The organism is Mesorhizobium sp. C416B (assembly GCF_030323165.1).
Lineage (GTDB): Bacteria > Pseudomonadota > Alphaproteobacteria > Rhizobiales > Rhizobiaceae > Mesorhizobium.
The window spans coordinates 841,241-864,530 of sequence record NZ_CP100471.1 but is presented as its reverse complement, the minus strand read 5'-3'; the positions used below and the strand labels follow the sequence as shown (position 1 = coordinate 864,530).

General features: G+C 58.1%; 29 protein-coding genes and 1 pseudogene. 15 read left to right on the top strand and 15 right to left on the bottom strand.

Going from position 1 to position 23,290, the window contains the following annotated elements; genetic code table 11:
* Positions 1–16 precede the first annotated feature (16 nt).
* The 9 genes from NLY43_RS04470 to NLY43_RS04430 form a co-directional block, all read right to left on the bottom strand.
* A complete protein-coding gene (locus NLY43_RS04470) occupies positions 17–1,327 on the bottom strand; it encodes an HlyD family type I secretion periplasmic adaptor subunit (RefSeq protein WP_023682885.1) in 1,311 nt (436 codons plus the stop codon).
* Positions 1,324–3,060, bottom strand: a complete 1,737-nt coding sequence (locus NLY43_RS04465) for a type I secretion system permease/ATPase (protein ID WP_023672554.1) — start codon at positions 3,058–3,060, stop codon at positions 1,324–1,326. Before NLY43_RS04465 ends, NLY43_RS04470 begins: the two co-directional genes overlap by 4 nt.
* A 34-nt stretch (positions 3,061–3,094) precedes the next feature.
* On the bottom strand, positions 3,095–3,517 hold the full coding sequence (locus tag NLY43_RS04460; protein ID WP_023682883.1) for a hypothetical protein: 423 nt from the start codon (positions 3,515–3,517) through the stop codon (positions 3,095–3,097).
* Positions 3,518–3,589: 72 nt separating this feature from the next.
* A complete protein-coding gene (locus NLY43_RS04455) occupies positions 3,590–6,931 on the bottom strand; it encodes a M10 family metallopeptidase C-terminal domain-containing protein (protein WP_023672556.1) in 3,342 nt (1,113 codons plus the stop codon).
* Between the two features lie 291 nt (positions 6,932–7,222).
* On the bottom strand, positions 7,223–7,726 hold the full coding sequence (locus tag NLY43_RS04450) for a hypothetical protein (RefSeq protein ID WP_023682882.1): 504 nt from the start codon (positions 7,724–7,726) through the stop codon (positions 7,223–7,225).
* Positions 7,727–7,869: 143 nt separating this feature from the next.
* Entirely contained in the window at positions 7,870–8,109 is a 240-nt protein-coding gene (locus NLY43_RS04445; RefSeq protein ID WP_023682881.1) for a hypothetical protein, read from the bottom strand.
* Positions 8,110–8,312: 203 nt separating this feature from the next.
* Entirely contained in the window at positions 8,313–8,945 is a 633-nt protein-coding gene (locus tag NLY43_RS04440) for a hypothetical protein (RefSeq protein ID WP_023682880.1), read from the bottom strand.
* 102 nt (positions 8,946–9,047) lie between these two features.
* Entirely contained in the window at positions 9,048–10,268 is a 1,221-nt protein-coding gene (locus NLY43_RS04435; RefSeq protein ID WP_023711589.1) for a tyrosine-type recombinase/integrase, read from the bottom strand.
* Positions 10,268–10,903, bottom strand: a complete 636-nt coding sequence (locus NLY43_RS04430) for a hypothetical protein (protein ID WP_023711588.1) — start codon at positions 10,901–10,903, stop codon at positions 10,268–10,270. The genes NLY43_RS04435 and NLY43_RS04430 overlap by 1 nt, the downstream gene beginning before the upstream one ends.
* A 113-nt stretch (positions 10,904–11,016) precedes the next feature.
* Here NLY43_RS04430 and NLY43_RS04425 point away from each other — a divergent pair, with 113 nt between their 5' ends.
* The 8 genes from NLY43_RS04425 to NLY43_RS04390 all read left to right on the top strand — a co-directional run bounded on the left by NLY43_RS04425 (position 11,017) and on the right by NLY43_RS04390 (position 14,958).
* Positions 11,017–11,208 (top strand): hypothetical protein, encoded by a 192-nt coding sequence (locus NLY43_RS04425; protein WP_023711587.1) that lies wholly within the window; start codon positions 11,017–11,019, stop codon positions 11,206–11,208.
* Positions 11,208–11,837: a YdaU family protein gene (locus NLY43_RS04420; RefSeq protein ID WP_023713602.1), complete on the top strand. Its 630-nt coding sequence runs from the start codon at positions 11,208–11,210 to the stop codon at positions 11,835–11,837. Before NLY43_RS04425 ends, NLY43_RS04420 begins: the two co-directional genes overlap by 1 nt.
* The gene (locus NLY43_RS04415; RefSeq protein ID WP_084561145.1) at positions 11,837–12,913 is read left to right on the top strand and encodes a toprim domain-containing protein; all 1,077 of its coding nucleotides are present in this window, start codon (positions 11,837–11,839) and stop codon (positions 12,911–12,913) included. The genes NLY43_RS04420 and NLY43_RS04415 overlap by 1 nt, the downstream gene beginning before the upstream one ends.
* Positions 12,914–13,284: 371 nt before the next feature.
* Positions 13,285–13,560, top strand: coding sequence for a hypothetical protein (locus NLY43_RS04410; protein WP_023711582.1), 276 nt, complete (start codon positions 13,285–13,287; stop codon positions 13,558–13,560).
* Positions 13,557–13,763, top strand: a complete 207-nt coding sequence (locus NLY43_RS04405; protein ID WP_023711581.1) for a hypothetical protein — start codon at positions 13,557–13,559, stop codon at positions 13,761–13,763. The genes NLY43_RS04410 and NLY43_RS04405 overlap by 4 nt, the downstream gene beginning before the upstream one ends.
* A gap of 209 nt (positions 13,764–13,972) precedes the next feature.
* A complete protein-coding gene (locus NLY43_RS04400) occupies positions 13,973–14,293 on the top strand; it encodes a hypothetical protein (RefSeq protein WP_023711580.1) in 321 nt (106 codons plus the stop codon).
* 154 nt (positions 14,294–14,447) lie between these two features.
* The gene (locus NLY43_RS04395) at positions 14,448–14,585 is read left to right on the top strand and encodes a YHYH domain-containing protein (RefSeq protein ID WP_198023167.1); all 138 of its coding nucleotides are present in this window, start codon (positions 14,448–14,450) and stop codon (positions 14,583–14,585) included.
* Positions 14,586–14,658: 73 nt separating this feature from the next.
* Positions 14,659–14,958, top strand: a complete 300-nt coding sequence (locus NLY43_RS04390) for a hypothetical protein (protein ID WP_348528045.1) — start codon at positions 14,659–14,661, stop codon at positions 14,956–14,958.
* 285 nt (positions 14,959–15,243) lie between these two features.
* Here NLY43_RS04390 and NLY43_RS04385 read toward each other — a convergent pair whose 3' ends face one another.
* Together NLY43_RS04385 and NLY43_RS04375 are read right to left on the bottom strand one after the other, a co-directional pair.
* On the bottom strand, positions 15,244–15,567 hold the full coding sequence (locus NLY43_RS04385; RefSeq protein WP_023711578.1) for a sunset domain-containing protein: 324 nt from the start codon (positions 15,565–15,567) through the stop codon (positions 15,244–15,246).
* A 270-nt stretch (positions 15,568–15,837) separates the two neighbouring features.
* On the bottom strand, positions 15,838–16,131 hold the full coding sequence (locus NLY43_RS04375) for a hypothetical protein (protein ID WP_023711577.1): 294 nt from the start codon (positions 16,129–16,131) through the stop codon (positions 15,838–15,840).
* 265 nt (positions 16,132–16,396) lie between these two features.
* Between NLY43_RS04375 and NLY43_RS04370 the strand changes: the two genes are divergently transcribed.
* The 3 genes from NLY43_RS04370 (at position 16,397) to NLY43_RS04360 (ending at position 18,534) form a co-directional block, all read left to right on the top strand.
* Positions 16,397–16,690 (top strand): hypothetical protein, encoded by a 294-nt coding sequence (locus tag NLY43_RS04370; protein ID WP_023711575.1) that lies wholly within the window; start codon positions 16,397–16,399, stop codon positions 16,688–16,690.
* Positions 16,691–16,694: 4 nt separating this feature from the next.
* Positions 16,695–16,958, top strand: coding sequence for a hypothetical protein (locus tag NLY43_RS04365; RefSeq protein ID WP_023711574.1), 264 nt, complete (start codon positions 16,695–16,697; stop codon positions 16,956–16,958).
* A 154-nt stretch (positions 16,959–17,112) separates the two neighbouring features.
* Positions 17,113–18,534: a recombinase family protein gene (locus tag NLY43_RS04360; protein WP_156936197.1), complete on the top strand. Its 1,422-nt coding sequence runs from the start codon at positions 17,113–17,115 to the stop codon at positions 18,532–18,534.
* 3 nt (positions 18,535–18,537) lie between these two features.
* Here the strand turns inward: NLY43_RS04360 and NLY43_RS04355 are convergent, their stop codons facing one another.
* Both NLY43_RS04355 and NLY43_RS04350 read right to left on the bottom strand, forming a co-directional pair.
* Positions 18,538–18,825 (bottom strand): helix-turn-helix domain-containing protein, encoded by a 288-nt coding sequence (locus NLY43_RS04355; protein ID WP_023711572.1) that lies wholly within the window; start codon positions 18,823–18,825, stop codon positions 18,538–18,540.
* 155 nt (positions 18,826–18,980) lie between these two features.
* Positions 18,981–19,832 (bottom strand): annotated as a pseudogene (locus NLY43_RS04350) (ATP-dependent DNA ligase); the annotation flags it as partial.
* A 123-nt stretch (positions 19,833–19,955) separates the two neighbouring features.
* Here NLY43_RS04350 and NLY43_RS04345 point away from each other — a divergent pair.
* The 3 genes from NLY43_RS04345 (at position 19,956) to NLY43_RS04335 (ending at position 20,692) form a co-directional block, all read left to right on the top strand.
* Entirely contained in the window at positions 19,956–20,141 is a 186-nt protein-coding gene (locus NLY43_RS04345; RefSeq protein ID WP_023711570.1) for a DUF3606 domain-containing protein, read from the top strand.
* Positions 20,142–20,334: 193 nt separating this feature from the next.
* Positions 20,335–20,508 carry a hypothetical protein gene (locus NLY43_RS04340; protein ID WP_023713511.1) on the top strand — a complete coding sequence of 58 codons (174 nt, stop codon included), beginning with the start codon at positions 20,335–20,337 and terminating at the stop codon, positions 20,506–20,508.
* Positions 20,474–20,692, top strand: coding sequence for a KTSC domain-containing protein (locus NLY43_RS04335; RefSeq protein ID WP_084561149.1), 219 nt, complete (start codon positions 20,474–20,476; stop codon positions 20,690–20,692). Before NLY43_RS04340 ends, NLY43_RS04335 begins: the two co-directional genes overlap by 35 nt.
* A gap of 139 nt (positions 20,693–20,831) precedes the next feature.
* On the opposite strand, the gene NLY43_RS04330 is transcribed toward NLY43_RS04335, so the two are convergent.
* Together NLY43_RS04330 and NLY43_RS04325 are read right to left on the bottom strand one after the other, a co-directional pair.
* Positions 20,832–21,320, bottom strand: coding sequence for a hypothetical protein (locus tag NLY43_RS04330; RefSeq protein WP_023711567.1), 489 nt, complete (start codon positions 21,318–21,320; stop codon positions 20,832–20,834).
* A gap of 4 nt (positions 21,321–21,324) precedes the next feature.
* The gene (locus NLY43_RS04325; protein WP_156935543.1) at positions 21,325–22,323 is read right to left on the bottom strand and encodes a hypothetical protein; all 999 of its coding nucleotides are present in this window, start codon (positions 22,321–22,323) and stop codon (positions 21,325–21,327) included.
* A 660-nt stretch (positions 22,324–22,983) separates the two neighbouring features.
* Between NLY43_RS04325 and NLY43_RS04320 the strand changes: the two genes are divergently transcribed.
* Complete coding sequence (locus NLY43_RS04320) at positions 22,984–23,241, top strand: hypothetical protein (RefSeq protein ID WP_023711566.1); 258 nt, start codon at positions 22,984–22,986, stop codon at positions 23,239–23,241.
* Positions 23,242–23,290 lie beyond the last annotated feature (49 nt).

Genomic DNA, 23,290 nt, shown 5'->3' with positions numbered 1-23,290 from the left:
TCTTAAAGGTGCGGCTTCATTCTTCGCGGAAGGCTTTCTGGATCTGATCCGACAGCGGCTTCACCAGATAGGAAAGCATCGTCCGGTCGCCCGTCGGGAAGAACACCTCGGCCGGCATGCCCGGCGCCAGCGCCAGCCCCCGCAGCTTGGCGACCTCGGTTTTCGGAAGCGCCACCCGCGCCACATAGAAGGCTGCTCCGGTACGCTCTTCGATGGTGAGATCCGCCGAGATCCGCGACAGCGTCCCGGTCAGCTCCGGCGTGGTTTGCCGATTGAACGCCGACAGGCGCAAAATCGCATTCTGGCCCATCGTCACCTGGTCGATATCCTGCGGTGCGATATGCGCTTCAACGGTCAGGTCGTCCGTCACCGGTACGATCTGCATCACCTGTTCGCCGGGGGTGATGACCCCGCCGATCGTATGCACCGCCAACTGCAGCACCACGCCATCCTGCGGGCTGCGCAGATCGATGCGCTTCAACTGGTCCTCGGCCGCTACCTTGCGTTCGACGAACTCGGAGATCTTTCCCTGGGTATCGCGTAAATCGGTCGCGACCTCGCTGCGAAGATCCTGGTCGATCTGGATGATCTGCAGTTCGATCTCGGACGCCTTGCCTTTCACCTGGGCAATTCCCGCGGTCAACTGGCCATGCTCGCCTTCGAGCCGCACCGCGTCCCGTTCCAGCGACGTCATGCGGTCGATTCCTATCAGCTTGCGATGCCAGAGCGACCGCACACCTTCCAGCTCGATCCCTATCAGCTCGATCTCGCGGCGTTTCGCCTGCAGCTGCTCGGTCAGGCCGGCACTCTCCTGCTTCAACTGCGCGATCCGTTCGCGCAATTGCGATCGCTGGCCAGACCGCGCCTGGTGCCGGAAATCGAACAGCGATTGTTCTCCGGCCATCGATGCGGCGACACCGGCTTCGTCGCGCCGCGATGTCAAAACGTCCGGAAAGCTGATCGTGTCCTTGCCGTCACGCTCCGCCTCCAGGCGCGCCAACCGTGCATAAAACTCATCCAGACCTTTTGAGACGATCGCCAGATTGGCGCGCGTTGTCGTCTCGTCCAGCCGCACCAGAATATCGCCCGCCTTGACCCGGTCGCCTTCACGCACCCTGATCTCGCCGACCACGCCGCCCGTCGGATGCTGAACCTTCTTTACATTGGAATCGACCACCAGCCGGCCAGCTGCGATCACCGCACCCGACATCTTGGTCACCGCCGCCAGGCCGCCAACACCTCCGACAAGCAGCAGACAGGTAGCAACGCCAGCCACGAGATAGCGGCGGACCTGCCGGTGATGCAAAGCGCTTCTGTCCTCGCTCATGCCGGAACGCCTCGCTCCGTGGCGGCAACGACCTTGAGCGGCGCTGCCGATCGGAAGACCTTGTTCAGCACCTCGTCCTTCGGACCGAAGGCCTGCACATGGCCATTGGCCATCACCAGCACCGTATCGACATTGGCCAGCACACTGGACCGGTGCGCGACGACGATAACGATGCCGCCGCGGTCCCTGATGCCCTGGATCGCTGCGGACAAGGCCACTTCACCCTCCGAGTCGAGATTGGAATTCGGCTCGTCCAGGATGACCATGAACGGATCGCCATAAAGAGAGCGCGCCAGCGCGACACGCTGGCGTTGCCCCGCCGACAGCGAGGCGCCGGCTTCGCCAACCTTCGTGTCGTAACCGTCGGCCAGATGCACGACGAGATCATGCACGCCGGCGGCCTTGGCTGCCGCAAGCACCATGTCGGATGACGCATCCGGGTCGAAGCGGGCGATGTTCTGCGCAATCGTGCCGTCGAACAACTGCACATCCTGCGGCAGATAGCCGATATGTTTACCCAGCTCGTCGGCCGGCCACTGGTCAAGCGTCGCGCCGTCCAGCCGCACGGCGCCGCGCGCCGGAAGCCAGACACCTGCAAGCGTACGCACCAGCGATGATTTGCCGGAAGCACTCGGGCCGATGACCCCCAGGCCTGCTCCCCTGGCCAGTGAAAAACTTGCATCCCACACCACCGGCGTGCGTTCGCCCGGCGGCGCGACACTGACATTCTCGACCGCCAGCGCGCTGACAGGCGCGGGCAGGGTCACGCCGGTTGCGCCTTCCGGCAGCGCGGACAGAAGCTGCTTCAGGCGTGCCCAGCTTTGCCGCGCCGAAATGAAACCCTTCCAATGCGCTATCGCCAGTTCGATCGGAGCCAGCGCCCTGCCCATCATGATCGAGCTTGCGATCATGATGCCGCCGGTCGCCTCTTGCTTGATGACCAGATAAGCGCCGATCGCCAGCATTGCCGATTGCAGCATCAATCGCAGGATCTTGGAAATCGTGCCAAGCGTTCCCGCGACATCGCTGGCCGCCGCATGGGCGTTCAGGTACTCGGCATTGACGGCAGACCACCGCTCGGCGATACGCCCGCCAAAACCCATGGCCTGCATGGCTTCGGCATTGCGCCTTGTCGCCTCGGCCAACGTGCTGCGGACGGCTGCGTGCTGTCCGGCGATCCTTGTCGGGCCGCGGGTCCGGAATTCGGCCAGAAGCGTCAGTGCAAACAGGACAACGGCGCCGGCAAGCGCGGTAACGCCGATCCAGAAATGAAAAATGAAACAGATGCCGATATAGAGCGGCATCCATGGCAGGTCGAACAAAGCGGTCGGTCCGGCACTGCCGATAAAGGATCGGACCTGATCGAGATCCCGTAGGGGTTGCAGCCCGTCGCCGGAAGGCTTGGCGCGCAGCGGCAGGCGCATCAGCGCCGAATAGACCGACGGGCTCAGCTTTGCGTCCAGCTCCTGTCCCAGCCGCACCATGAGGCGGGAGCGGATCAGCTCCAGCACTCCCTGAAACACGAACAATGTTCCCGCAAGCACCGCCAGGCCGACCAGCGTCGGCACGCTGCGACCCGGAACGACGCGGTCATAGACTTGCAACATGAAGAACGAGCCGGTCAGGGTCAGCACGTTGACGACCCCGCTCATCAGGACGATGCCCGAAAACGCACGTCGAAACGACGCCAGGATTCCGACCAGCGTAAGCGGCGTCGATGGCGTCAGCTGCATGCAGGCTCGCAATCAGGATATGGCATCTCGTCCTTCAATAGATAACTGCCTTGAGTGTGACATGGACGGGCAAGCCGGCCTGGAACTGCGCGCTGCCCCGCGCCACCAGCCAGCCGTCCGCACGCTCCAGGCGCGCAACGACCTGCAGCGTTGGTGAAGCGGTCGAGCTTGCGGGCAGGGGCAAGGAAAATTCTATCGTCTTTGAGCCGCCCTCGCTCTTGAGGCTGGTTTTGGCGGCGCGGCGTCGCCCACTGTCCTGAATGGCGGGATCCTCAAGATAGATCTCGAGATGACCTTCCGGGATAGCCTTGCCGCCCACAAAGGTGACGGCGCCGCGAATATCTGTTGCGCGAATATCTGGCGCGCGAATATCTGGCGATTGCGCTGCCGCTGCCCCGGTGGCCGCGGCGACTGCCGCAACTCCGGCGGCCATTAACACTGTGCGGCGGTCAGTCATCGCGTCCTCTCCCTTTTCACTGCGCTGGGGTATGCGGGAGGGCAGCCTGACGGCACCCCTCCCGGCAACGCGTTAGATGACAATGAAGTCTGCAGCCGAAAGATCCAGATTTGTGTTCAGGTGTGCAAACTGAACGGCCGCTCCCTGTCCGGAACCATCGGCGTCGTAAGACAATATTCCACTGTCGGTGTCGTAGATGATGCGGTCGTCGGCATCATGAGCAGCGCCGGCTGCGCTCTTGTAGAATGAGCCCAGGGCGAGGGCGCCGTCGCCGCCAACGCTGGCAAAGATGAGGTTGTCCAGCAGGATCGTATCGTCGGCGACCTTGAAGTCCTTGATCCAGTCGATATTGCCGTTCCCGAGTTCTGTCGAAAAGCGGAAATAGTCGTCGCCGGCGCCGCCGGTCAGCGTATCGGCAGCCAGCCCGCCATCCAAAAGGTCGCTGCCGCCGCCGCCATTGAGCGTATCGGCGCCCGCAACGCCCGGCTGAGCTGGTACCGGCGGGAATTCGACCGATACGTTCAGCTTGTAAGTCGAGCCCTCCGGCACGGATTCGACCCAGCCATCGCCAGGAGCGGAGTCCGACCATTCGCCCTCCACAATATAGTAGGTTCCGGTTTCCTGAACGATGAAGCTGGTGCTCGAATCGCGGCCGTTGTTGGAGCCGGGGTCGTTGCCGCCATCGTCGTTCTGGGCGACGATATTGCCATCGCTGTCCAGAACCCTGACGATGCTGTCATGGACATTGGGGTCGGCAATGCCATCGATGTCGATGGTGATGATCGTGCCGGCCGCCAGGTTGATGCTGTAATATCCGCCCAAGCCGTTTCCGGTGGCATTGACGGTGGTGTGAAGGGTGGTCGTCGAATCGAAGATGTCGGGGTCAGCCGTCAGCGAGAAGTTGTTCGAGATGTCGAAGGCGGTCGAGACCGAATTGTTGGTCGCGTCCGGTCCGAGCGTGGCGTAGCCGGTGCCCATGCCCGGGCGTGGCGGAGCATCGCCCTGATAGGCGAAATCGCCGAGCAGGGTGTCATCGCCGCCGCCGCCGTCGATCTTGTCGGCGCCGCCCTGGCCGGTCAGCACATTGGCCGCGCCATCGCCGGTCAGGTGATCGTTGAAGCCCGAGCCAGCCAGATTTTCGATCGAGATATAGGTGTCGCCGCCGGATTTGCCGCCACCCAGTTTGAGGTTTTGCCCGCTGGCCGCGTCGGCGTAGTCCGCCGTGTCGCTGCCGGCGCCGCCATTCAATATATCGGCGCCGCCACCGCCGGTCAGCGTGTCGTTGCCGGCGCCGCCGGAAAGTTTGTTGGCCTGGGCGTTGCCGATGAGATGGTCGTCGAAGAACGACCCGACAGCGTTTTCGAAGCCGACCAGGATGTCGTGCCGGATAACGGTGCCGCGCCCGACGATCTGCACCGGGCCATCGCCGTCGCCGCCATTGGCCGTGCCATTGGCGAGGTCGATCGTCACACCGGCGGAGCTGCCTTCGTAGACGACCGTATCAATGCCGGCGCCGCCATCCAGATAGTCCTGGCCGGCGCCGCCGATGATCGTGTCGTTGCCGGCTTCACCGTACAGGATGTCGCCGTCATTGCCGCCATCCAGTATGTCGTTGCCGCCGCCGCCGTTGAAATAGTCGCCGCCGCCCCGGCCCCAGAAATGATTTGCCGCCGACGTACCGATGAAACGGTCGATGCGGTCATCGGAGCCGATCAGGTTCTCGATGCTGTAGAAGGTGTCGCCCGTGGCGGTTCCGCCGCTGGCCACGTTCGTCTCGAGGTTGACGAGCAGTTGGAAGGGGCTCTCCTTGCTGAAGTCTACCGTGTCGACGCCGGCGCCGCCCCGGAATATATCGACGCCATCCTGGCCGCTCAGCGTATCGTCGCCGTCGCCGCCGTCGAGGATGTCGTTGCCTTGGCCGCCGAGGATCGTATCGTTGCCGCGGCCGCCATAGAGCGTGTCATTGCCGTCGTCGCTCTCGGTCTGGTCTGGAAGGTCGGCGACATCGATGGTGTTGTTGATGTCGCGGCTGGCGAGCGAGTCGCGGCCGCCGATGATGAGGTCATCGCCGCCCTGGCCGAAGATCGTGTCGTCGCCGGCGCCGCCGTCGAGCGTATTGTTGCCATTGTCGCCGAAGATGACGCTGGTCATCGTGTTGTCGCCGATGGTCGGTGCGGTTTCGGTGCCGCCGTCTCCAGGCTGGAGTGTCGACTCGTCGGCGTAGATGATGTGTTCGACGTTGGCGATTTTCCGGATATTCAAGTTCCGGTTCAGCAGAACGACCGTGTCATTCCCGCCATTCGCTTCCTCGCGCACGATGTCGTCGAGGGAATCGACGAAGTAGGTGTCGTCGCCGCCATTGCCGGCCATGCGGTCGCCGCCGCCGCGGCCATCCAGCACGTTGGCTCCGTCATTGCCAATCAGGACGTCGTCATAGCTGCTGCCGATGCCGTTCTCGATGTAATAGTCGGTGCCATCGGCGTTGTGCCCGGCAAAGATCGACACATTGTTGCTGTGGCCGTTGACGCTGGAGAACTGTCCGGCGCGCAAATCGAGGATCGTGCCGGCCGTCGAGCCGGAGAAGTCGATCGTGTCGGTTCCGCCGGTGTCATGGATGACAAAACCGATATCGTGCTGCATGCCCGAGGAGGTCAGCCGGTAGCCGTCCACGGCACTGCCGAAGCCGTAGACGTTGTCGCCCATGTTGAGATCGATATGCTGATAGGTGCGCACGCCGTTCTCGTCGACGGTGGAGAAAAAGCGGCGGATGACAGCCTCGATGTCGGCCATCATCGGCGTTGACGCCGACCAGCGGCTGGTTTCACCGACATCGATCCCGTCGAAATAGGACATGACGCTGTATTGCTGACGGTCGTAGGTCCAGGTCGCATTGTTCAGATAATTGATCTGTACGCCGCCGGGGCCGCTGTAATTGTAGAGCCCGGGGTGGTTCAGCCCGAACTCATGACCGAATTCATGGATGAAGGAATCGAAGACATAGCCGCCAATATCTGTCTTGTTGACCTCGGTGTCGTGGAAACGCTGGCCGATGCTGACATAGCGGTCGTTGGAATAGGCGCTGCCGTCGTCCTCTTCGCCCAGTTCGGGGCTGACAACCTGCATCCAGTCCGTTGCACTGTTGTAAGGTGCATTGTCGACGATTTCGAACTTCAACGGGGTGACACTGGCCCACATCTGCAAGGCGCCGATCGCGGCGGCCTTGTATTCGGGATGGTCATTGAGCTCGGAGACATTTATCCTCAGCGTTCCCGCCGCGATCGCCGGCGTTATCGACCGGTCCAGCGCTCCAAGGTAGGTGAGGAAGGCCCCGTAATCTTCGCTTTTGCCGTACGGGTTGTCCGGCGTCTGGTCGTTGACCCACCATTGATCGCTGGTTTGGCTTGAGTTCGGCATCCTTGGGACTCCTTGGTCTCGCAGCCGTGGCAATTACGGCTGTACGGTTTAGCAGTTGCCAACCACCGACAAGCATCGTTTGCGTTTGCCGGTCGAGCCCCGTCCCAGTGCCAACAATGCTATTGGAATCTTCACTTGTCTAGCCTCAGTTCGCGCTCGGTACATATGAAGGTTCTTGGGCGCGCTTGTACCGGCGGGTTTTGAGATACTGGTTTGGTGTTAATTGAGCTATCGCTAATCTATGGTCGTACCTCGCCCGTAGGCACGAGGGGCTGAATGCGCAAGCGTGCTTCAGGAACCCGTCCGGCGCGCGAAATGTTCATATGTCACGCGCCAGGGGTCGCTCTCCGCTCGTCTCTCCTCACCGATCCAGTGAAAGCTGGCGGCGGTGATCTCGGTGAACCGCCACCGCGCCTGCAGGCCGCGCGAGTCGGCGCCCATCTGGACGATGTCCTTGCCTTCGGCCCGCCCGATCTGGCGCGAGTAATCCTGGTTGAGCGGATCGCTCCAGATAATGTGCCAGCCACCGATCCCGGGATCGAAGACGCGCAAGGTCGTGCCATACATGGTGGACGGGGCAGGGCGCCTGGGCCTGATCCAGATGTCCTGAATGGCGCGGCCTTCGAGCACCCAGCCAAAGTGACACTCGCCATCCGATTTCTGGATTGTGCCGTCGTTGCGGTGGTGAACCGTCTCCATGTCCCAGCTGCCAATCAACCATCCATAGAGGTCCATGTCTTTCGCCCGGTCGGCTGGCGGACCTTCGGATGCGAGAGCGGTGAGAAACGTCGTCATGATTGTCTCCAGGGCAAGCCTCGCGGAAACGCTGGGCGCCACAACCCTTGCAGCGTTGCGGGCCCGGGTCTTGGGAAAAATTGCTGTAGTGCCGCGGCTGCCGACCTTCCGCGTTCGCGCCATATCGCATCTATGCACCAATGCTAATGTAGCGTCGGCGGGTACCCCAATGCCCGCCTGGCCGGCGCCTCCTCAGGCAATCTCTTGGATGAGCGGCGCCGGCCGCTGGCTTGGGCGCAACCAAACTCCTGCCGGAGAACGCCAGCTGCCCAATCGCGCAGTTCTGGAGAAGCATCGCCCGATTTCATGATCGACACGGCCAGCGCCGCCATGTCTGCAGGCGGCTTGTTGTGCGAGGTCACATAGGTGAAATAGCCGGCCATGATGAAATGACCGGCGGGACGATCTGGAGTGCCGCCAAAGCTATTGCGCGCCAGCGTTTGGGCGGGCCGGGTGCTGGAACGTCATCCTTGTCCACGAAATCGACCATTCTGCTCTGTCCAAAAGCCGGGAGAACACAATCCGAAAGGATGATCTACATTAGTTAAAATGCGGATAAATCCTTATGGGAGATGCTGTCGCTGCCCTAGTCGGTCCCTTCCGGCGGCGCCTCATCTTGCCAGCCGGCCAGCTCCGGCAGGTCGTCCAGCCAGCTTTTCTCCGTCATCAAGATTTCGCCGGCCTGTGGTGCCGCCTCAGTGGCGTTTTGAATAAGCCAGTCCATCCACTTTCGATAAGCGGCTGGGGCCAGTTCGGGCGGCAGCACCTTGGCCTTGGCCAGCATGCGTTTACGGAAGCTGAGCTGCCTGCGCAGTTTGGTCGTCGTGAATTTTGTCGCCTTGCCCTGGTATTCCACCGTCCAGCGCCCATCGCCGTGGCTGGTCAGCCTGTCGATGGCAAAACCGGCATCGACCGGCCTGTCCCGCCAGGGAAGCTCGATGGCGTTCCGCCTCAGATCGAGAGCCCATCGCCTATAGTCCGCCCCGGCACGCTGCGGCGGCAGAACGCCGGCCTGTTCGAGGATTTTCCTGCGAAAGGTAGGCTGCTTCTTGATCTGGCCGGTTGTCAGCTCGATGCGATGCCCACGGAACTCGACATGCCAGCGGATTCTCCCGTTGCCGACATATTTTGCCAGCCTGTCGATGGCGAACTCGTCGTCGGACAACTCCACGCATCCCTGGCGGATGCGTTCGAGGATGTACTGGCTGTCAGTGGGCATGACGTGCCTTGGCTGGGGAACCTGGATTCGAACCAGGACTAACGGAGTCAGAGTGTTTCCGCCCGGCTTGTTTCCATTGTTGTTTTTCGGTCCATGTCGCGGTCATGTCGCGCCCACCGCGATCATAAGTTGGTTCTGAGCCGCTGCTAGCGCCTGGGCGTCATCGGTGCTCGGAAACAAATGCGAATAGGTGTCGGCGGTCATGCTGATCGATCCATGGCCCAACCTTTCCTGTACCGACTTCATGGGCAATTCGAGGCCGCCATCGACGCGGCGATTTATCAGCCAACTTGCATGCCAATGCCGAAGGGCATGCATGCCGGGATATTTCGCGACCATGATCGCGGCGCCCTCGCTATCCCGTTTTCCAGAATCGACTACAACCCCAGCCGCAATCTGGACGGGCCAAAGACCTCGCTTTATAATATTGGCGTGCCATTCGATGTTGCCTTCCCCGTTAGGGAACACAAGATGCAGGTCTCCCTTAGGGCACGCCAGTTTCCATTCCCTCAACACGCTCACTGCCATCGGGGGCAGGGGAATTGTGCGCTGGCCCGCCTCTGTCTTGGTCGCCCCGATGGAATGGAATTTGTCGGCTCGCTGATGGACGTGAAGCAACGCCTTGGCAAGATCGACATGATCCCATCTGAGGCCTCGAAGCTCGGAAGCGCGAAGCCCGGTGAAGACAGCGGTGACGAGCAACGGCTTGTAGCGCCCAGCGACGTGTTCGAGGATTGCCCTGATTTCCGGATTGGTCGGAATGTCCTTGCCGACACGGAGCTTTGCCTTCTGGCGGCGCTCAACCTTTCTAGCCTTGCCATTCAGGCGACGCTTCGAGGCGTCATAAACGGCGTTGCCAATAATGTGGCCACGGCCCTGGGCATCGGCGATCAACCCGCCAAGGCTGACTACTATACGTTTGATCATAGCGGCTGACCTGCCAGCCTCCCGAAGCCGATCCTGGAAATTGCGGACGAAAGGAACGGTGATCCGCGTCAACTTCTCTGCACCGATCATCGGAACGATGTGAATTCGATAATGCTGCTCGTACTGCTCGACGGTGCTTCTTTCCAACCCGGCCTCATCGCAAGCCTTCAACCAGTTCTTGCCAGCCTCGGTAACGGTAACGGTCTGGGCGTCAGGAACATGGACGCCAGCGCGGATTTCAACTGCGGCCGAGGATGCGAATGCCCCAGCTTCTTTTTTCTTTCCCATTGGAAAGGTCTTCAGTCTGCGGATGCCAGCTTGGTCAGTGTACCTGACCACCCAGACCTCTTTCGTTTCGCCCTTCGGCGTTGTCCACGTTCGCTTAGCTATAGACATCAGACTCCGCTCCCCTTCTGATTGATTGTTTTTGCATGCTTGAAACCTTCGACCCTGCATCGGTCGGAACAATAGACCGCATCCGTCCGGCGACGCGTCATTGGGCCGGCGAGGAACGCCTTCGAACAATGCTTGCAACGGATAAGCGTGGCGCCAACCTCGAGAGCCATTGCAATCTCCATTCGCATAAGCCCTTCGAGATTGGTCACAGACAGCACAAGCCGATATCGGTCAGTGGATTCGCTGTAGGCGAACGACGGCGTTAGGGTGACGCGTTGGAGTAGGTATTCTGAGTCGACGATCCGGTTGAGGGATGGGTCGGTACAAAACTCCAGGTCTTGCGTCAGATCATCGCGAAGGACTTCCATGGCGCGCAAATACGCAATGTCACCAAAATCAGTGCGTGGGGTGCCAAATCTGGAGACAAAGCGTTTGAAGTCGTCGTCGTTGCGGGCGTTTACCAGATGCAAGACTATGGGGTTCTCCAAGCTTTCGAGACGGTAGGTTTTCGGCTCAAACCTGCCAGATCGACTCTTGATAGCTAGCTGAGGATCGGCGTCACCCTGACCGAACGGGACGTGCTCTAGCTCAACACCATCGGCAGGCTTTTTCCAATCAAGGTGCAACGGGATCATGCGGGCTCTCAATAACGGATAAAATTCAACAAACGTTGTATGATCGATACAACCGTTCCAATTCCTTTGCAAATGGCTATTTTACGCTCCCATACATTCCTAGGGAGTCAGACGTGAAAGCCGAGACTGAACACCATGACATCGTTTGGGGCGCCGGCCCCATTGGGGAGGTTGTCGGCCTGACTGCGAAACAGGCTTATCACCTCCTGGAGGGAGGCAGATTGCCGGCACGAAAGATCGGGGAACGTTGGGTTGCCAGCCGCCGCCAGCTGCTTGCAGTCGTGACGGGCGAGGAAAGCAAGTGATGGCCAAGCTTTATTGGATGCCGATCGCTATCGGTGATACCCTTTCGGAGACGGGTGATCTGAGTGCCGAGGAATTTGGCGCCTATATCCTGCTGCTCATGCGCCTCTGGGAAAGCGGCGCGCTTCCCCAAGAGGATGCGAGGCTTTCGCGCATTGCCCGCCTATCAACTGAGCGTTGGCAGGAAATCCAGCCAAGCATGTGCAAGTTGTTTGAAGATGGATGGCGTCATCCGCGCCTGGAACAAGAGCGCGTCAGATCGGAGGAGCTCTACAGATTGCGCTCTGAAGCAGGCAAGAAGGGCGCCCTAGTGAAGGCTAAGAACAAGAGCCAGGGTAACGCGCAACATGAGCAACGCCATCAGCGGGGCCAGCAGCCACGCCAGGACCCGGGCTTTCAGCCGGATACCAAGCCGAGCCCTCAGCCGGGTACCAAGCCGAGCCATCAGCAGAACCATGCCGAAGGCCACAAGCCCGGTATGAGGCAAGGCGAGGGGCCGAGAAAGAAGCCCGGCACAAGCAATTACAGCCACCCAGACTCTACCACCCAAGAGGAAACTCTGTTCTCACGGTCAGGCACGCGTGACGAAGCCCGGGCACAGAATGCCTATGCCAAAAGTAAAGGTGTGTGATGAGCAAAGTTGTAGAACTTGCTCAAGGCAAGTGGGTTGAGATCCTCACAGCCCTTGGGATATCAGAGCACTATCTGAATGGACGACACGGGCCATGTCCGCTGTGTGGCGGAAAGGATCGCTACCGTTTCGACAACAAAGCCGGGACCGGAAGCTACTTCTGCAGCCAATGCGGTCCTGGGTACGGTTTTCACCTATTGAGAAACTTTCACGGCTGGGATTTTCCCACCGCCGCGAAAGCTGTCGAGTCTATCTTGGGTTTGGGGGGATATGATTTCGCACCCACCAACGCTGCCGTTTGTGAAAAACCAAAAATCGATAATGACGAAAATATTCGCCGCTGTTTCCTGCTTTGGCGTGACGCCCGCATCATCAACGACGGTGATCTCGCATTTGAATATTTTAAAAATCGCGGAATTATCCTCGCCCCTGAATTCGGCGCGCATCTCCGCTTCCATCCTCGCGTGAACTATTTTGAAAACGGGGAAGTCACTCAGTTCCCAGCTGTTGTCGCAGCAGTCACCGATGCCGATGGAAGCGGTGTCGCGATCTTAAGAACGTACATTCTCGACGGGAGAAAGGCGCCTGTGGCGAACCCTCGCAAACTCACTGCCGGCGGGATTCCGGCCGGTTCGGCAGTCCGCCTCCGCCAAGCCGCGCGGAAAATGGGCGTCGCCGAGGGTATCGAAAATGCGTTGGCCGCATCGGTTCTCTTCGATGTCCCTGTTTGGGCTGCTCTCACGGCTGCCGGACTAAAGCGTTGGACACCACCATCGGAGGCGGAAGAAATATACATATTCGGCGACAATGATCGCACCGGCATCGGCCAAGGCGCGGCTGAAGCACTGGCTGTAAAATTGAGAGCGCAAGGACTGGCGGTCACCGTTCGCATTCCTGACATGGCTGGCGAGGATTGGAACGATGCGCTTTTGTCCAAGATTAGCGTCGGCTATATCCGCCGCCCGCCAGCGAGGGCAAATCAAGAGCTTGAAGCCCTCAATCTCAGGCCCAGCCACTATAGTCATCAGACCACTGAACTTGGTGGTCCGCGCCATCAGGAGCCACCGCTAAGATGATGCCCTCAGGGTGACACGTGACACCAAACCTGGAAATTTCTGAGCGCTCGTCCCACGTATGTTCGGTCACAGGAAAGGAGCGGCCGACACAAACACGGGGGACTACTGCAATGACGGCAACTGCACGTAAGGCAAGACACCGCTATCGGAAATCGCAGGGGCTATCGGTCCTGGATGTCGAGGTCGATCTCACAGAGCTCACGGACACTCTGGTAGAGGCCGGATACCTGGCAGAATGGGATTCACACGACCGCTCGAAAATAGAGCAAGCCTTGGGTCGTGCTCTGGTAGACCTGACTAAGGTCACGCGTTCCAAGTTGCGGAAACTGGTTGAGGTATAGTGCGACTCAACCTTGTGGAGGTCTCATTGAATGCGCGCACTTACAAAGCTCAGTTCCAGCAATAGCGATCAGCTCGACACCATCATTGCCTTGGCAAAGGTCTTTGCCAAGGCCGATAGCAATGTGACCACTGTCCTCAGCGAAGACGGGCTTCTCGCCGACATCGCAGATGTGGTCTCAGCCCTCGTCGCCAGGGAGACCAAGACGCTGTCAAATCGGCTTACGCTGCTTGAAATCGCAGCGGGTTCCCAAGACAGCCTGAAGCCAGGTGGCGCCAAGAGGCGCACCGCCAAGGTGAAGCTATGATCCCGTCGCAGGTAGTTGCATTAGCCACTGAGGCGCTTGGCAAGGTTCGCGATAAAGTTCTTGTCGACTACGAAGCCACCCTCAAGAAGCAGGACATCAACGAACGCGAAATCAGCGTACGTCTCGCCACCTATCGACGGCAGATGGAGACCTGGTTCCAGCGTTCGATTGAAGGGATCAAGAAGCGTTACCCAGTCCATTGAAACCTGTCGTTAGCCTGGGCGTTTCCCCTTCCTCCCAGGCTCACTGGCCGCCGCGCTGTGACGCCAGCGTGGCGGCGCCTCCATTACCACATGACGTGCGCGGCGGGGGATAGTCGGGTTGTATCATTGATGTGTTCACAACCGCAGATTGCTTCATTCAGGCACTTTTTTTATTGCGAAAGGTGCGATTCCGCGACTTGGAAAGATTAATGACCAAGGCCAATCCCAAAACCCATGAATTTCCGGCACCAAGATGGATGACGCGCACCGAAAAGCTCGAGTTTAAGAGGCTGAATTCGATCCGAAAAGCCGCCGGGAATCCAGTTATGGAAACAGATGTCATACCGATCTGCGATCTGGTCAGCGCCCGTAGCCGCGTCACTGCCCTGCGTGGGCTATTCAAGCGGGCGATGGTGGCCTGCCGGGATAGTGATTTCGAGTCGAGCCAACGTCATCTGCTTGCAATAGCCCGCGACATCGACAGGGCGACGGCAGCCGCGCAAAAGATGGCCTCAAAATTGGGGATCTAAGCCTGTTTCCGACCGTTTGTCTTTGGCAAGCCCTTGCTGGCACGATCGCAATATTGATATCAAAGACGGGCGCACTCAATTGGTATTTGCGAGCTACCAGTTGTGCTGGCTCCGCGATAGTGCTCTTCTGTTCAAATTATTTTGGGAGGGCAATATGAAAACTACGATTCTTGCCGCCGTGGCGGCTTTGACTATGTTGGCTTTTTCGATCGATACCTTCGCGCACGGCGGAGGCACCGATTCCAATGGGTGCCATACCAACCATAAAACTGGTGAGTACCACTGCCATTGATATCAGGGCCAAACTGCGTGATTTGGATGGCGTGCGCGTAGGCATATACGCGGCGCCTAGATAGCAGGCGCTGGTGCTGGTCTTCATGGGGGCGCAGATGAGAATTCGAACGGTGATCCACCTGGGGACATTGATGCTTGCGGCGTCATTGGCCACGCCGTGTTTTGCGCAGGAGACTTTCGGAGGAAATGACTGCACCGAAGATTGTTCCGGCCATAAGGCGGGCTACGACTGGGCAGAGCAAAACCAGATTTCCAACGAAAGCGACTGCAGTTCAAACAGCCAATCATTTAATGAGGGCTGCCAGACCTTCGTCGAAGATCCATCTCGCGGTTCGGACGAAGACGATGAGGGCGAAGAGATCGACGACTGAGGTGGCAGCGCTGATCTGGACAAGGATCCTGCCGGCGGTTTCCCATCGTGTATGCGCGGTCGCTTTTGGTGTGGCATCTTTCATCGGCTGCGCTCATGCCGAAGACGCGTGCGACCAAAACTACACTGGGGCCTGCGTTCCAATAGCCAGCGACGTCGATTGTTCCTCTGGAAAGGGCAACGGCCCCGCATATGTGCGCGGGCCGGTCACCGTCATAGGCACGGATATCTATGATCTCGACCGAGACGGCGACGGGATAGGCTGCGAAAACGGCTAAAGCCGACACTAGCGCATAGCCTTCCGCCACCCAGCCGCGCGCGCTGCATCTTCCGAACAGAACCACCGCTCGCCCTTCGAAAGACTGATGCGGGTCTCGGAATAATGTTCCTGCCCGGGAACGTGATAGATGCGCTCGCCAGTGTTGTAGCTAATATTGCCCTTGATGCCGCAGCCAACAGCAGGGGGACCGAGTTCAAAGGCCAGCAGGCCAGCCATAACCGCACCGAAGGCCCCGATCTTTAGCCATAACGGCGCGTCGCGCGAACGATGGCGCCTGCCATACCTTCGGCGGTTGTATTCATTGTCCGCGTAGTAGCGACGTTTGCCCACGCCCCTCACTCCCCGATGGGAGAATGCGACGCCTAGGTCTTGGAGTCCAGATGGGGCGGCTTTGCTGGCCCTGTCCCGTTCCACAGGATGAACGTTACTTCCTCCCAGGTGACGTCCCGCACCCCCTGCTACAGCACGTCATGCAGGACGCGCGTCTGACGGCAGTGGTCGCAGTGCGGGGATATAAACGGCTTGATGATACTCCAGTGCAGCGCTTCCGCTGCCGCCACAAAGCGCTCAATATTGCGAACCTTTCGATCTTGCCATGGCCTATCCTCGAAATCTCTCTGTGTGCCAGACGACCTTGCCATCGATCTTCATCGGCTTGTGGATCACTAGGCGCTTTGGCAGGTGTTCGGGATGCACCTCCAGCAAGGTGATTTTGATCTGCGGCTTACACCGGTTGCAGTCGAACTTGAGCTTCAAGGGATCGACGCCGCCGCCGTAGACCATCATGAGATCGGCCGATCGGCAGTAGCGGACGTTGCCGCAGCTGCACTCGGCCTTCACAAGCATGTTGTGCCGGGTCGCCTTTCCCAGCGTGTCGATCGGATCGTGCGCCATGAGAACGAATAGAGAACATTCTTCTTGATCGTCAAGCCGATTTGTGGAATCTTTTCAACATGAGCGATGAACCTTCACGGCTTGCCGAAGGCATGACAGGGGCCCCGCGCGATCGACGGCGCGTCGACAACCATGCGTGCGAACATGCCGGCTGCGGCCGGGATGGCGGGTTCGGCTTTGCGAAGCCGCGTCTGGAGTCGCACTGGTTCTGCATGGAGCACCGCGGCGAAGGCGAGCGATATCTCGCTGGAGCAGGACGGCACCAATGACCCGCTCATCCTTCGCAGGGGAGTTGCAGTCTGCATCGGACCACATTGCGGACCTATCTCGCGCCGATCTTCAGGTCATGCTCCGACGGGCCGCCCTGGTGATCCGAAACACGGACCGTGTGGAACTCGATGCGAGGGTTGAGGATTCTCTGTCCGACATTGCAGCCGAGATGAAAATGTCGAAGTCCGACCTTGTAAAAACCATCGTCGGAGATTGGCTGATTGCCAATGCCTACCTCCCGGTGCCGTACGCGCTCGATGATGACAGCGCCACCGACGGAAGTGCATAGTTCAATGTCCGACAACGTCTTGCCCGAACAGAAGAAACCCAAGCTGATCGTTGTCGTGGCCTTCGACCGCGGAGAAGACGGCGATCTCTTCACTGCGTACGGCCCGACCGACCAGCCAAGCGAGGATCGGGCGATCCGCACCGCCAAGGGACTGGCTTCCAATCATGTCGGCGTTATCGCCTGGAGCCGCGATGCCGATCCCGCGCTTGGCGACTATGGCCCGCCAAGCGTGCTCTTCACGACTGGCGACGTCCCCGACATGGAATAATTAAACGTCGCAAAGGCCGCTCGGTCTAACAGCGAGCACGCCGGGAGTTGGCGGCTCAGAATGTTTGCTCAAGCTTATTGGTGGTGTAGTATGCGCTTGTCGTCATAAGCGTCGTTCCTGCCGCATTAGAGACAGTTCGCGCAGAGGCACTGTAGTGACTGAGCTTTCAAGCGATCTCCGTGTTCCGGCTGCGCAGTACATTCGCATGTCGACGGAACATCAGCGGTATTCTTTAGAGAACCAGACGGCAGCCATCGCCGAGTATGCCGAAAGACGAGGGTTCGCTATCGTTGACACCTACGCGGATGCCGGCAAAAGCGGCTTAACCTTGAAGGGAAGAGATGGCCTGAAACAGTTGTTGGCTGACGTTGTGACGGGCCAACACACCTATTCTGCCGTTCTCGTTTTAGACGTCAGCCGATGGGGTCGCTTTCAGGACACGGATCAATCCGCCCACTACGAATTCCTGTGTCGTAACTCAGGTGTCGCGGTGCTGTACTGCGCCGAGCCCTTTGAGAATGACGGTAGCATTGTCTCGACCATCCTAAAAAATATGAAACGCGCGATGGCTAGCGAGTTCAGCCGTGAACTTTCTTTCAAGGTCGCAAGGGCACACCGGCAGCAAGCCCTGCTTGGTTTCAGTCAAGGAGGCGTTCTACAGTATGGCGTGAGACGCCTCTTGGTGAACAAAGACCGGGAGCCGCTGTTTCTACTTAAGTCCGGCGAGCGAAAAGCGCTGAGTTCCGACCGAATATTGCTTGTCCCCGGACCACCAAACGAAATTAGTGTTGTGCAGCGAATATTCGACATGTTCGTGAATCAAAAGAAGAGCATGAGCCGCATCGCAAACAGTCTGAACCAAGAGGGGCTCCCTTCCACGAATGGTCGGGTCTGGAACCACCGGCGGGTCAAAGCCGTGCTGAGCAATGAATTGATGATAGGTTACTACGTATACAATCGCAGATCCTATTTGCTGAAGACCAGACCGAAACGGAATCCGCCTGAGCAATGGACTAGAGCACGGGTGATGGACGCGATTGTGGACTTAAGGCTGTTTGACAAAGCTCAACGAGAACTCCGTTTTAAGCGGGGCTACGGTTATGAGAGACCCCATATGGTCAAATGCCTCCAGCGCCTGTTCAAGGAAAAGAAGAAGCTTACCGTCTCGATTATCAACGCTTGCCCATATACGCCTGCTGCCCAAGCGTATGCCGCGCACTTTGGAAGCCTAAAAGCCGCTTATGCAGTTGTCGGTTATAAGCAGTGTTCCGCAGGTCCCAAGGCAGATCGACACTACTCAGACGAAGAGCTTCTGGAGTGCCTTCGTCGCCTGCAAAAGGCATACGGATATGTCACGGTCGCGCATATAAATGCTGACCATGAGCTACCTAGGTATCAGGCTTTCCTGGACCGATTTGGCACTATGCGGACAGCTTACTCGCTGGCAGGCCTGCCCGGCACCAACTCGGAGTTGATCTCGGCGGGGCTTCTACGGGCAACCCTTCGACGGGAGAAAGATCAACAGAGAAGCTCCGGACTTCGCCGCGGTTCAACCAAGAAAGGGCGTCGGAGTTGATGTCTATTTGTCCGCCGCGTCGCCCTTTTCAAGCTCGATGAGCGATTCGAGACAGCGAACCAGCCTGTCCATTGAAAACGTACCCGTTCGCCCGGTGGCGATCGCGGAGACGTCGGGCTGCTTCATCCCGAGCAGTTCAGCCGACTTCGCCTGGGTCAGGCGCCGGCGCTTGATAATGGCGCGAATCTCGCGGGCCAGCTTGGCCTTGAGCAATTCCTCTTCGGGATTGTCAAAGCCGAGGTCCGCAAACACGTTGCCGCTGCTTGTTTCTGCGGCGATTTCTTCGTTCATGAGTTCGGTCCTTTCCCCATAGTTTTTGCGGCAGTGCTCCTTGGGGACCTATCGACCGAGCGGCTGCTTCGAGAGCGAGACGAGCTCGGCTTCATTGGTGACGCCGGCCCTGCAGAATTCCCGCTTCGGCTGCCTTTCGTCGAATTGGCATGATCTTCCTCTCGAAAGTCCTGGAGCGAAGCATGGCGCAGCTCCTCCTCGCCGCGCAAGTGCTTCACTCGTCCGATGATGCCGGGCTTAACCCACTGTGTCGCCGGCCGCTTCATCCCCTTCGGTGCCGGCCCGGCGTGCTCCTGGACGCGCTTCCATAGCCGTTCGCGGATTGCCCGGCTGGAGTTGATGAACGCTGAGCCGACATACTCCCCGGTCTTCCGATCGGCCATCAGCGCAAAGGCCGGCTTACCGGGTTCCCGCTCGACTCCGAGCAAGTCGTATTCTTCCACCATGTAGCTCTTGATCTTCAGCCAGGCTGTCGACCGGCCGCTGCGGTATTTGCTGTCACGTCGCTTCGATACCATGCCCTCAAGGCCGGCTTCATCGATCAGGTGGAATATGGCTTTAGCGTCTCCGGGCAGCGCTTGGCTGAACTGGATGCGGTCATCAGGCAAGATGAGGCCTTCCAGGATTTCGCGTCGGTCTTCGAGATCCATGTCCCGCAGATCGTGACCATTGAGGTGCAGCAGATCGAAGGCGACGAAGTAGAGATCATGCTGGCGGCTGGTGATGGCTTTGCGCAGCGCCTGATAGTCCGAAAGGCCGGCTTCGTTGAGTACGACTATTTCGCCGTCAATGATGGCATTCTCGACGCCAAGGCGTTTTGCGGCACCGGCCAGATCCCTGTATTTTGCCGTCCAATTGTGGCCGTTGCGCGTGAAGATGCGCACGTCATGATCGATGATGATTTGACTGCGATAGCCGTCGAACTTGACTTCGTGAATCCATTCGTCGCCTTCGGGAGGCTTCTCGACCAGGGTCGGCAGCAAAGGCTCGACGAACTTTAGACGCATGAACTCACCCGCACCCCGCGATTCAATTAGCTTGTGCTGAAATGGTTCCGAAACCGGAAACCGGCTTTTGGTGCAACAAACACGCTAACTGAACGTTGCTCGATATTCGCAGGAGGAACCGATATGGCCGACGACAAGAGCAAACGGGATTTTCGTGATCGGGACCGTGTTTCAGCCGATGAGGATTATGAGGTCGAGTATTTCGCCACCAAGGCCGGCATCACACCCCAGCAGGTCAGGGAGTTGATCGCGAAGCACGGCAACCAACGCGAGACACTAGAGCGGGAAGCGAAGGCTCTGCGGAAATAATGACCAGGCTTTCGGATCTCGGCAGACCAATAATCGGGCACCGACATGACGGCGCGCCCGCGAGCGAGCTCGATCATTTCATGCCTTGCCCTGTTTGCGGCCAACAGATCGACATGCGCGACTTTCGCCAAGTCGCTTATCATGCCGATCCGGATCACGATCAGCCTATCGAACTAGACGCTTAGGAACACAAGTGCCGAAATACCACGTTGAGGAAATGGATGGCGATACCGTGACGGCTACCCACATCGTCCACGCGACAACGCCGATCAGGGCGGCGCGGGACGCGACAGAGCGCGACGTCACTCTGCGCACCAGCGAGGATGGCTACCATGCCGTCGACTTCGATACGCAAGTTCGCCTATGACCCGCACACCAAGGTTCTCTCCGTCTGGTTTGTGGCTAGCGGGAGGCACTACGAGTTCCTGGACGTGCCGCCTGAGCAGTTTGTCGCGTTCAGATCTGCCTTTGCCAAAGGCCGCTATTTTAACAGCCACATCCGCAACCGCTACGCATTTCGGCTGCCAGCAAGCTCATCCGACCATTTATGAATGTTCGTTGGCTGCGGAACGGCGCGCGTGTTACAGACAAACAAAAAGCCCGCCGGCATTAGCCAGCGGGCTAATTGGGTGGCCCGCGCGTTCGGTCAAGGTCGCGCGAGCTGGCCATGATGGGGGCATTAACAAAACGCTATGACTCGGTTTTTAAGCCTACTTGGCTATAGAGCTGCTTGCTCAAAACGCCCTTTGTCGCCAGCACCTTGTCGAAACCGTTGATCCACGGCCCTATGTCAGTTGGGCCGGAATATCTATCGATTGCGCGATCAAACATTGCAATTGCATCCAAATAGTCTTCGGATTCTTCCCCAATGCTTCTTCCGAATACCGCCTTTAAGCTTTCTGTATCGGCAATCTGCTTCGCCAAGCCGCTTCGCAACATCGTTTTAGAGCTATTAACGTCACTTTTACCGTTAACCGATTGTATGAAATTGCCACTTAGGGAAATTATGTCGCCAGACGACTTATCGAACTCAGAAATCTGGGTAAGCTTAAGATTCCTATCCTGCCCTGCATCATTCGTATACTGAACTGTCACATAACTCACGATTGCTGACACCAGAACGCTTACCACCGTATTGGTCAGTGGATGCACAATTATTGAGTGAAAGCTCTTATTCATCTACCTACCGCAACGGGCGAGGTGTTGGAATTGGCACAGCAGTCGGCTCAAGGCCCGCCCGCTTGTCTGCCTCTTTAGCAGCTTCGCACATTTGGATCGCAGTGTCAACATCTATTGTATCTAAAATCCTCTTTGTAGCTTCTCTCACAAATCTCGTGCAATCCGGATCTGCTCCCGGAAGTAAATTCACAATCTCTACCTGAGATTTTCTTCGGTCAATATTAGTGTAATCTCCTTCCTTTGACAAAGCGACCAGTGCCGCAATTGTACACGCTACTACCAGTGGCGTCATCGCGCCGCTGATAAACCTAGTAAATCCACTGGAATGGATGTCCGATTCTTGCGCACAAGTGAACTCAATATCCGGGCTTGAGACGAGGGCTGCGAGAACTTCCTTGCCTAAACCTTCGACATCTCCCGCTATCGCGGCGCAGGCGCTCGCTGCAAGCCTCGAAACATTGCCAATTAGCGCGGCATCCATATCGAGAAAGTCGTCAAGTCGGTTATATATGGTCGCAACGCGCCGATCCTTAAAGACAAAAGATCCGTGCGCCAAGGAAAATACCTCTATGAACAATGATTGCCCCAGCAAGGTAAAAGGATGTTGACTTCGCAGAGAGTCCGATAGAGCCGTAGATATCTTATTTTCCCGTATACGACCTAACCACTCGATTGATCTCACAGGCACAGGAATCTGGTAAAATATCTCTGGGAATGTGCGATACAATATGTGGTTGGACTTTATGCGGCCTACAATAACATGGCTGTTTGACAGCGGCTCTGGCGTTATAACGTAATCGTTAGTCGAGGCTTCGTAGTAAAAATTTGATATAGAGCGCAGTAGCCTTCCTCGTGCTTTAGAGTTACGCGCGCTCTTGAATGCCTTCCAGTTTGTCTCCGCCACTGCATCGTGTTTAAGGTCACCTATTCTTTCACTGGTTACCCCAGCCGCTAGCATACGTGGGAATAGCTCCGACGATGCTGCATCGTCGGGCAGCGACAAGGACGGGACATCTAAGAAGCCAACGCTAGATTTTTGGAACCGTTCTAGAAATTTGTATCCGCTACCTGGAAAACACCGCCAAACGCGCGTATTTGCTCGTATGGTACGAGCATTGATGTTTACATAGATCACGTTGACTACCGCCCCCAACCCTATTTGACACTGTATTCATACCATATCTACTCCGTTCCGCCATGTGGATTTGCCAATGTGGTCTCGGCCCTCAAGGGCGGGAAAGTCCTTTCATATTACCTCGGACCCGGTGGGTATTTGCGCTGTGAGAACGAGGATTCATGGAGCGACTCCTCGATGATGGCCAGGATAGTCCCTTTTCATGGTGGAGGTAGACGCACCTAAGAGTGAAATGGTCGAAGTGGTCGGCAAGTGGTCGCTAGCTCGAACAGCCCTTTGGCGACGACGAAGCGCAATTCTTCTCAAGGGCGCATTGGCATCGACGGTTCTGATCTTTATAGAACCGCTTGGGCGACAGCTCAGGGGCGTCAGAACCCTTTCACGCAGCGGCGCAAGAGCAGCCGTAACCTGCTCTCTCCGACTTGGTCGGGGAGGCCGCGGCGCATGTCCAGGGCGAAAGCCTAAAGGCTGCGGCGCATCTCCTGCGTGAGATGTTCTGAACTCCCCGATCAAGGTCAGGGGAGTAGTATGAAGAATCTTGTTTTCGCACTGCTTGGCCTAGCGGCCGCAATTTTCATCGGCGGATTTGTCTGGGCATCGGTCTCAGGCGTTTACCAAAGGTCGGTGTCGGAAAAGCAGGCCAAGCAAGACGAGTTTGATCATATCGTCTTGGAGCGGACGATCCGACTATGCAAACAGGCGGGATACGATCCGGCGGCGTCTTTCTGCCAATCTGCAAGGGCTGCATGCACCAAGGATGGGGCGCGATTTCCCGATCTCTGTTAATTGCTGTCAGCGCTCAAAATCCGGCATTGTTAATTTGTAGATTCGGGCC

Coding starts and splice junctions, on each gene's coding strand:
- NLY43_RS04420 (WP_023713602.1), top strand. CDS start 11,208: ATGGCCAAGCTTTATTGGATGCCGATCGCTATCGGTGATACCCTTTCG.
- NLY43_RS04415 (WP_084561145.1), top strand. CDS start 11,837: ATGAGCAAAGTTGTAGAACTTGCTCAAGGCAAGTGGGTTGAGATCCTC.
- NLY43_RS04465 (WP_023672554.1), bottom strand. CDS start 3,060: ATGCAGCTGACGCCATCGACGCCGCTTACGCTGGTCGGAATCCTGGCG.
- NLY43_RS04435 (WP_023711589.1), bottom strand. CDS start 10,268: ATGTCTATAGCTAAGCGAACGTGGACAACGCCGAAGGGCGAAACGAAA.
- NLY43_RS04455 (WP_023672556.1), bottom strand. CDS start 6,931: ATGCCGAACTCAAGCCAAACCAGCGATCAATGGTGGGTCAACGACCAG.
- NLY43_RS04320 (WP_023711566.1), top strand. CDS start 22,984: ATGAAGAATCTTGTTTTCGCACTGCTTGGCCTAGCGGCCGCAATTTTC.
- NLY43_RS04365 (WP_023711574.1), top strand. CDS start 16,695: ATGTCCGACAACGTCTTGCCCGAACAGAAGAAACCCAAGCTGATCGTT.
- NLY43_RS04440 (WP_023682880.1), bottom strand. CDS start 8,945: ATGCCCACTGACAGCCAGTACATCCTCGAACGCATCCGCCAGGGATGC.
- NLY43_RS04335 (WP_084561149.1), top strand. CDS start 20,474: ATGCCGTCGACTTCGATACGCAAGTTCGCCTATGACCCGCACACCAAG.
- NLY43_RS04460 (WP_023682883.1), bottom strand. CDS start 3,517: ATGACTGACCGCCGCACAGTGTTAATGGCCGCCGGAGTTGCGGCAGTC.
- NLY43_RS04430 (WP_023711588.1), bottom strand. CDS start 10,903: ATGATCCCGTTGCACCTTGATTGGAAAAAGCCTGCCGATGGTGTTGAG.
- NLY43_RS04395 (WP_198023167.1), top strand. CDS start 14,448: ATGAAAACTACGATTCTTGCCGCCGTGGCGGCTTTGACTATGTTGGCT.
- NLY43_RS04330 (WP_023711567.1), bottom strand. CDS start 21,320: ATGAATAAGAGCTTTCACTCAATAATTGTGCATCCACTGACCAATACG.
- NLY43_RS04410 (WP_023711582.1), top strand. CDS start 13,285: ATGCGCGCACTTACAAAGCTCAGTTCCAGCAATAGCGATCAGCTCGAC.
- NLY43_RS04400 (WP_023711580.1), top strand. CDS start 13,973: ATGACCAAGGCCAATCCCAAAACCCATGAATTTCCGGCACCAAGATGG.
- NLY43_RS04375 (WP_023711577.1), bottom strand. CDS start 16,131: ATGGCGCACGATCCGATCGACACGCTGGGAAAGGCGACCCGGCACAAC.
- NLY43_RS04370 (WP_023711575.1), top strand. CDS start 16,397: ATGACCCGCTCATCCTTCGCAGGGGAGTTGCAGTCTGCATCGGACCAC.
- NLY43_RS04355 (WP_023711572.1), bottom strand. CDS start 18,825: ATGAACGAAGAAATCGCCGCAGAAACAAGCAGCGGCAACGTGTTTGCG.
- NLY43_RS04445 (WP_023682881.1), bottom strand. CDS start 8,109: ATGGCCGGCTATTTCACCTATGTGACCTCGCACAACAAGCCGCCTGCA.
- NLY43_RS04405 (WP_023711581.1), top strand. CDS start 13,557: ATGATCCCGTCGCAGGTAGTTGCATTAGCCACTGAGGCGCTTGGCAAG.
- NLY43_RS04470 (WP_023682885.1), bottom strand. CDS start 1,327: ATGAGCGAGGACAGAAGCGCTTTGCATCACCGGCAGGTCCGCCGCTAT.
- NLY43_RS04450 (WP_023682882.1), bottom strand. CDS start 7,726: ATGACGACGTTTCTCACCGCTCTCGCATCCGAAGGTCCGCCAGCCGAC.
- NLY43_RS04345 (WP_023711570.1), top strand. CDS start 19,956: ATGGCCGACGACAAGAGCAAACGGGATTTTCGTGATCGGGACCGTGTT.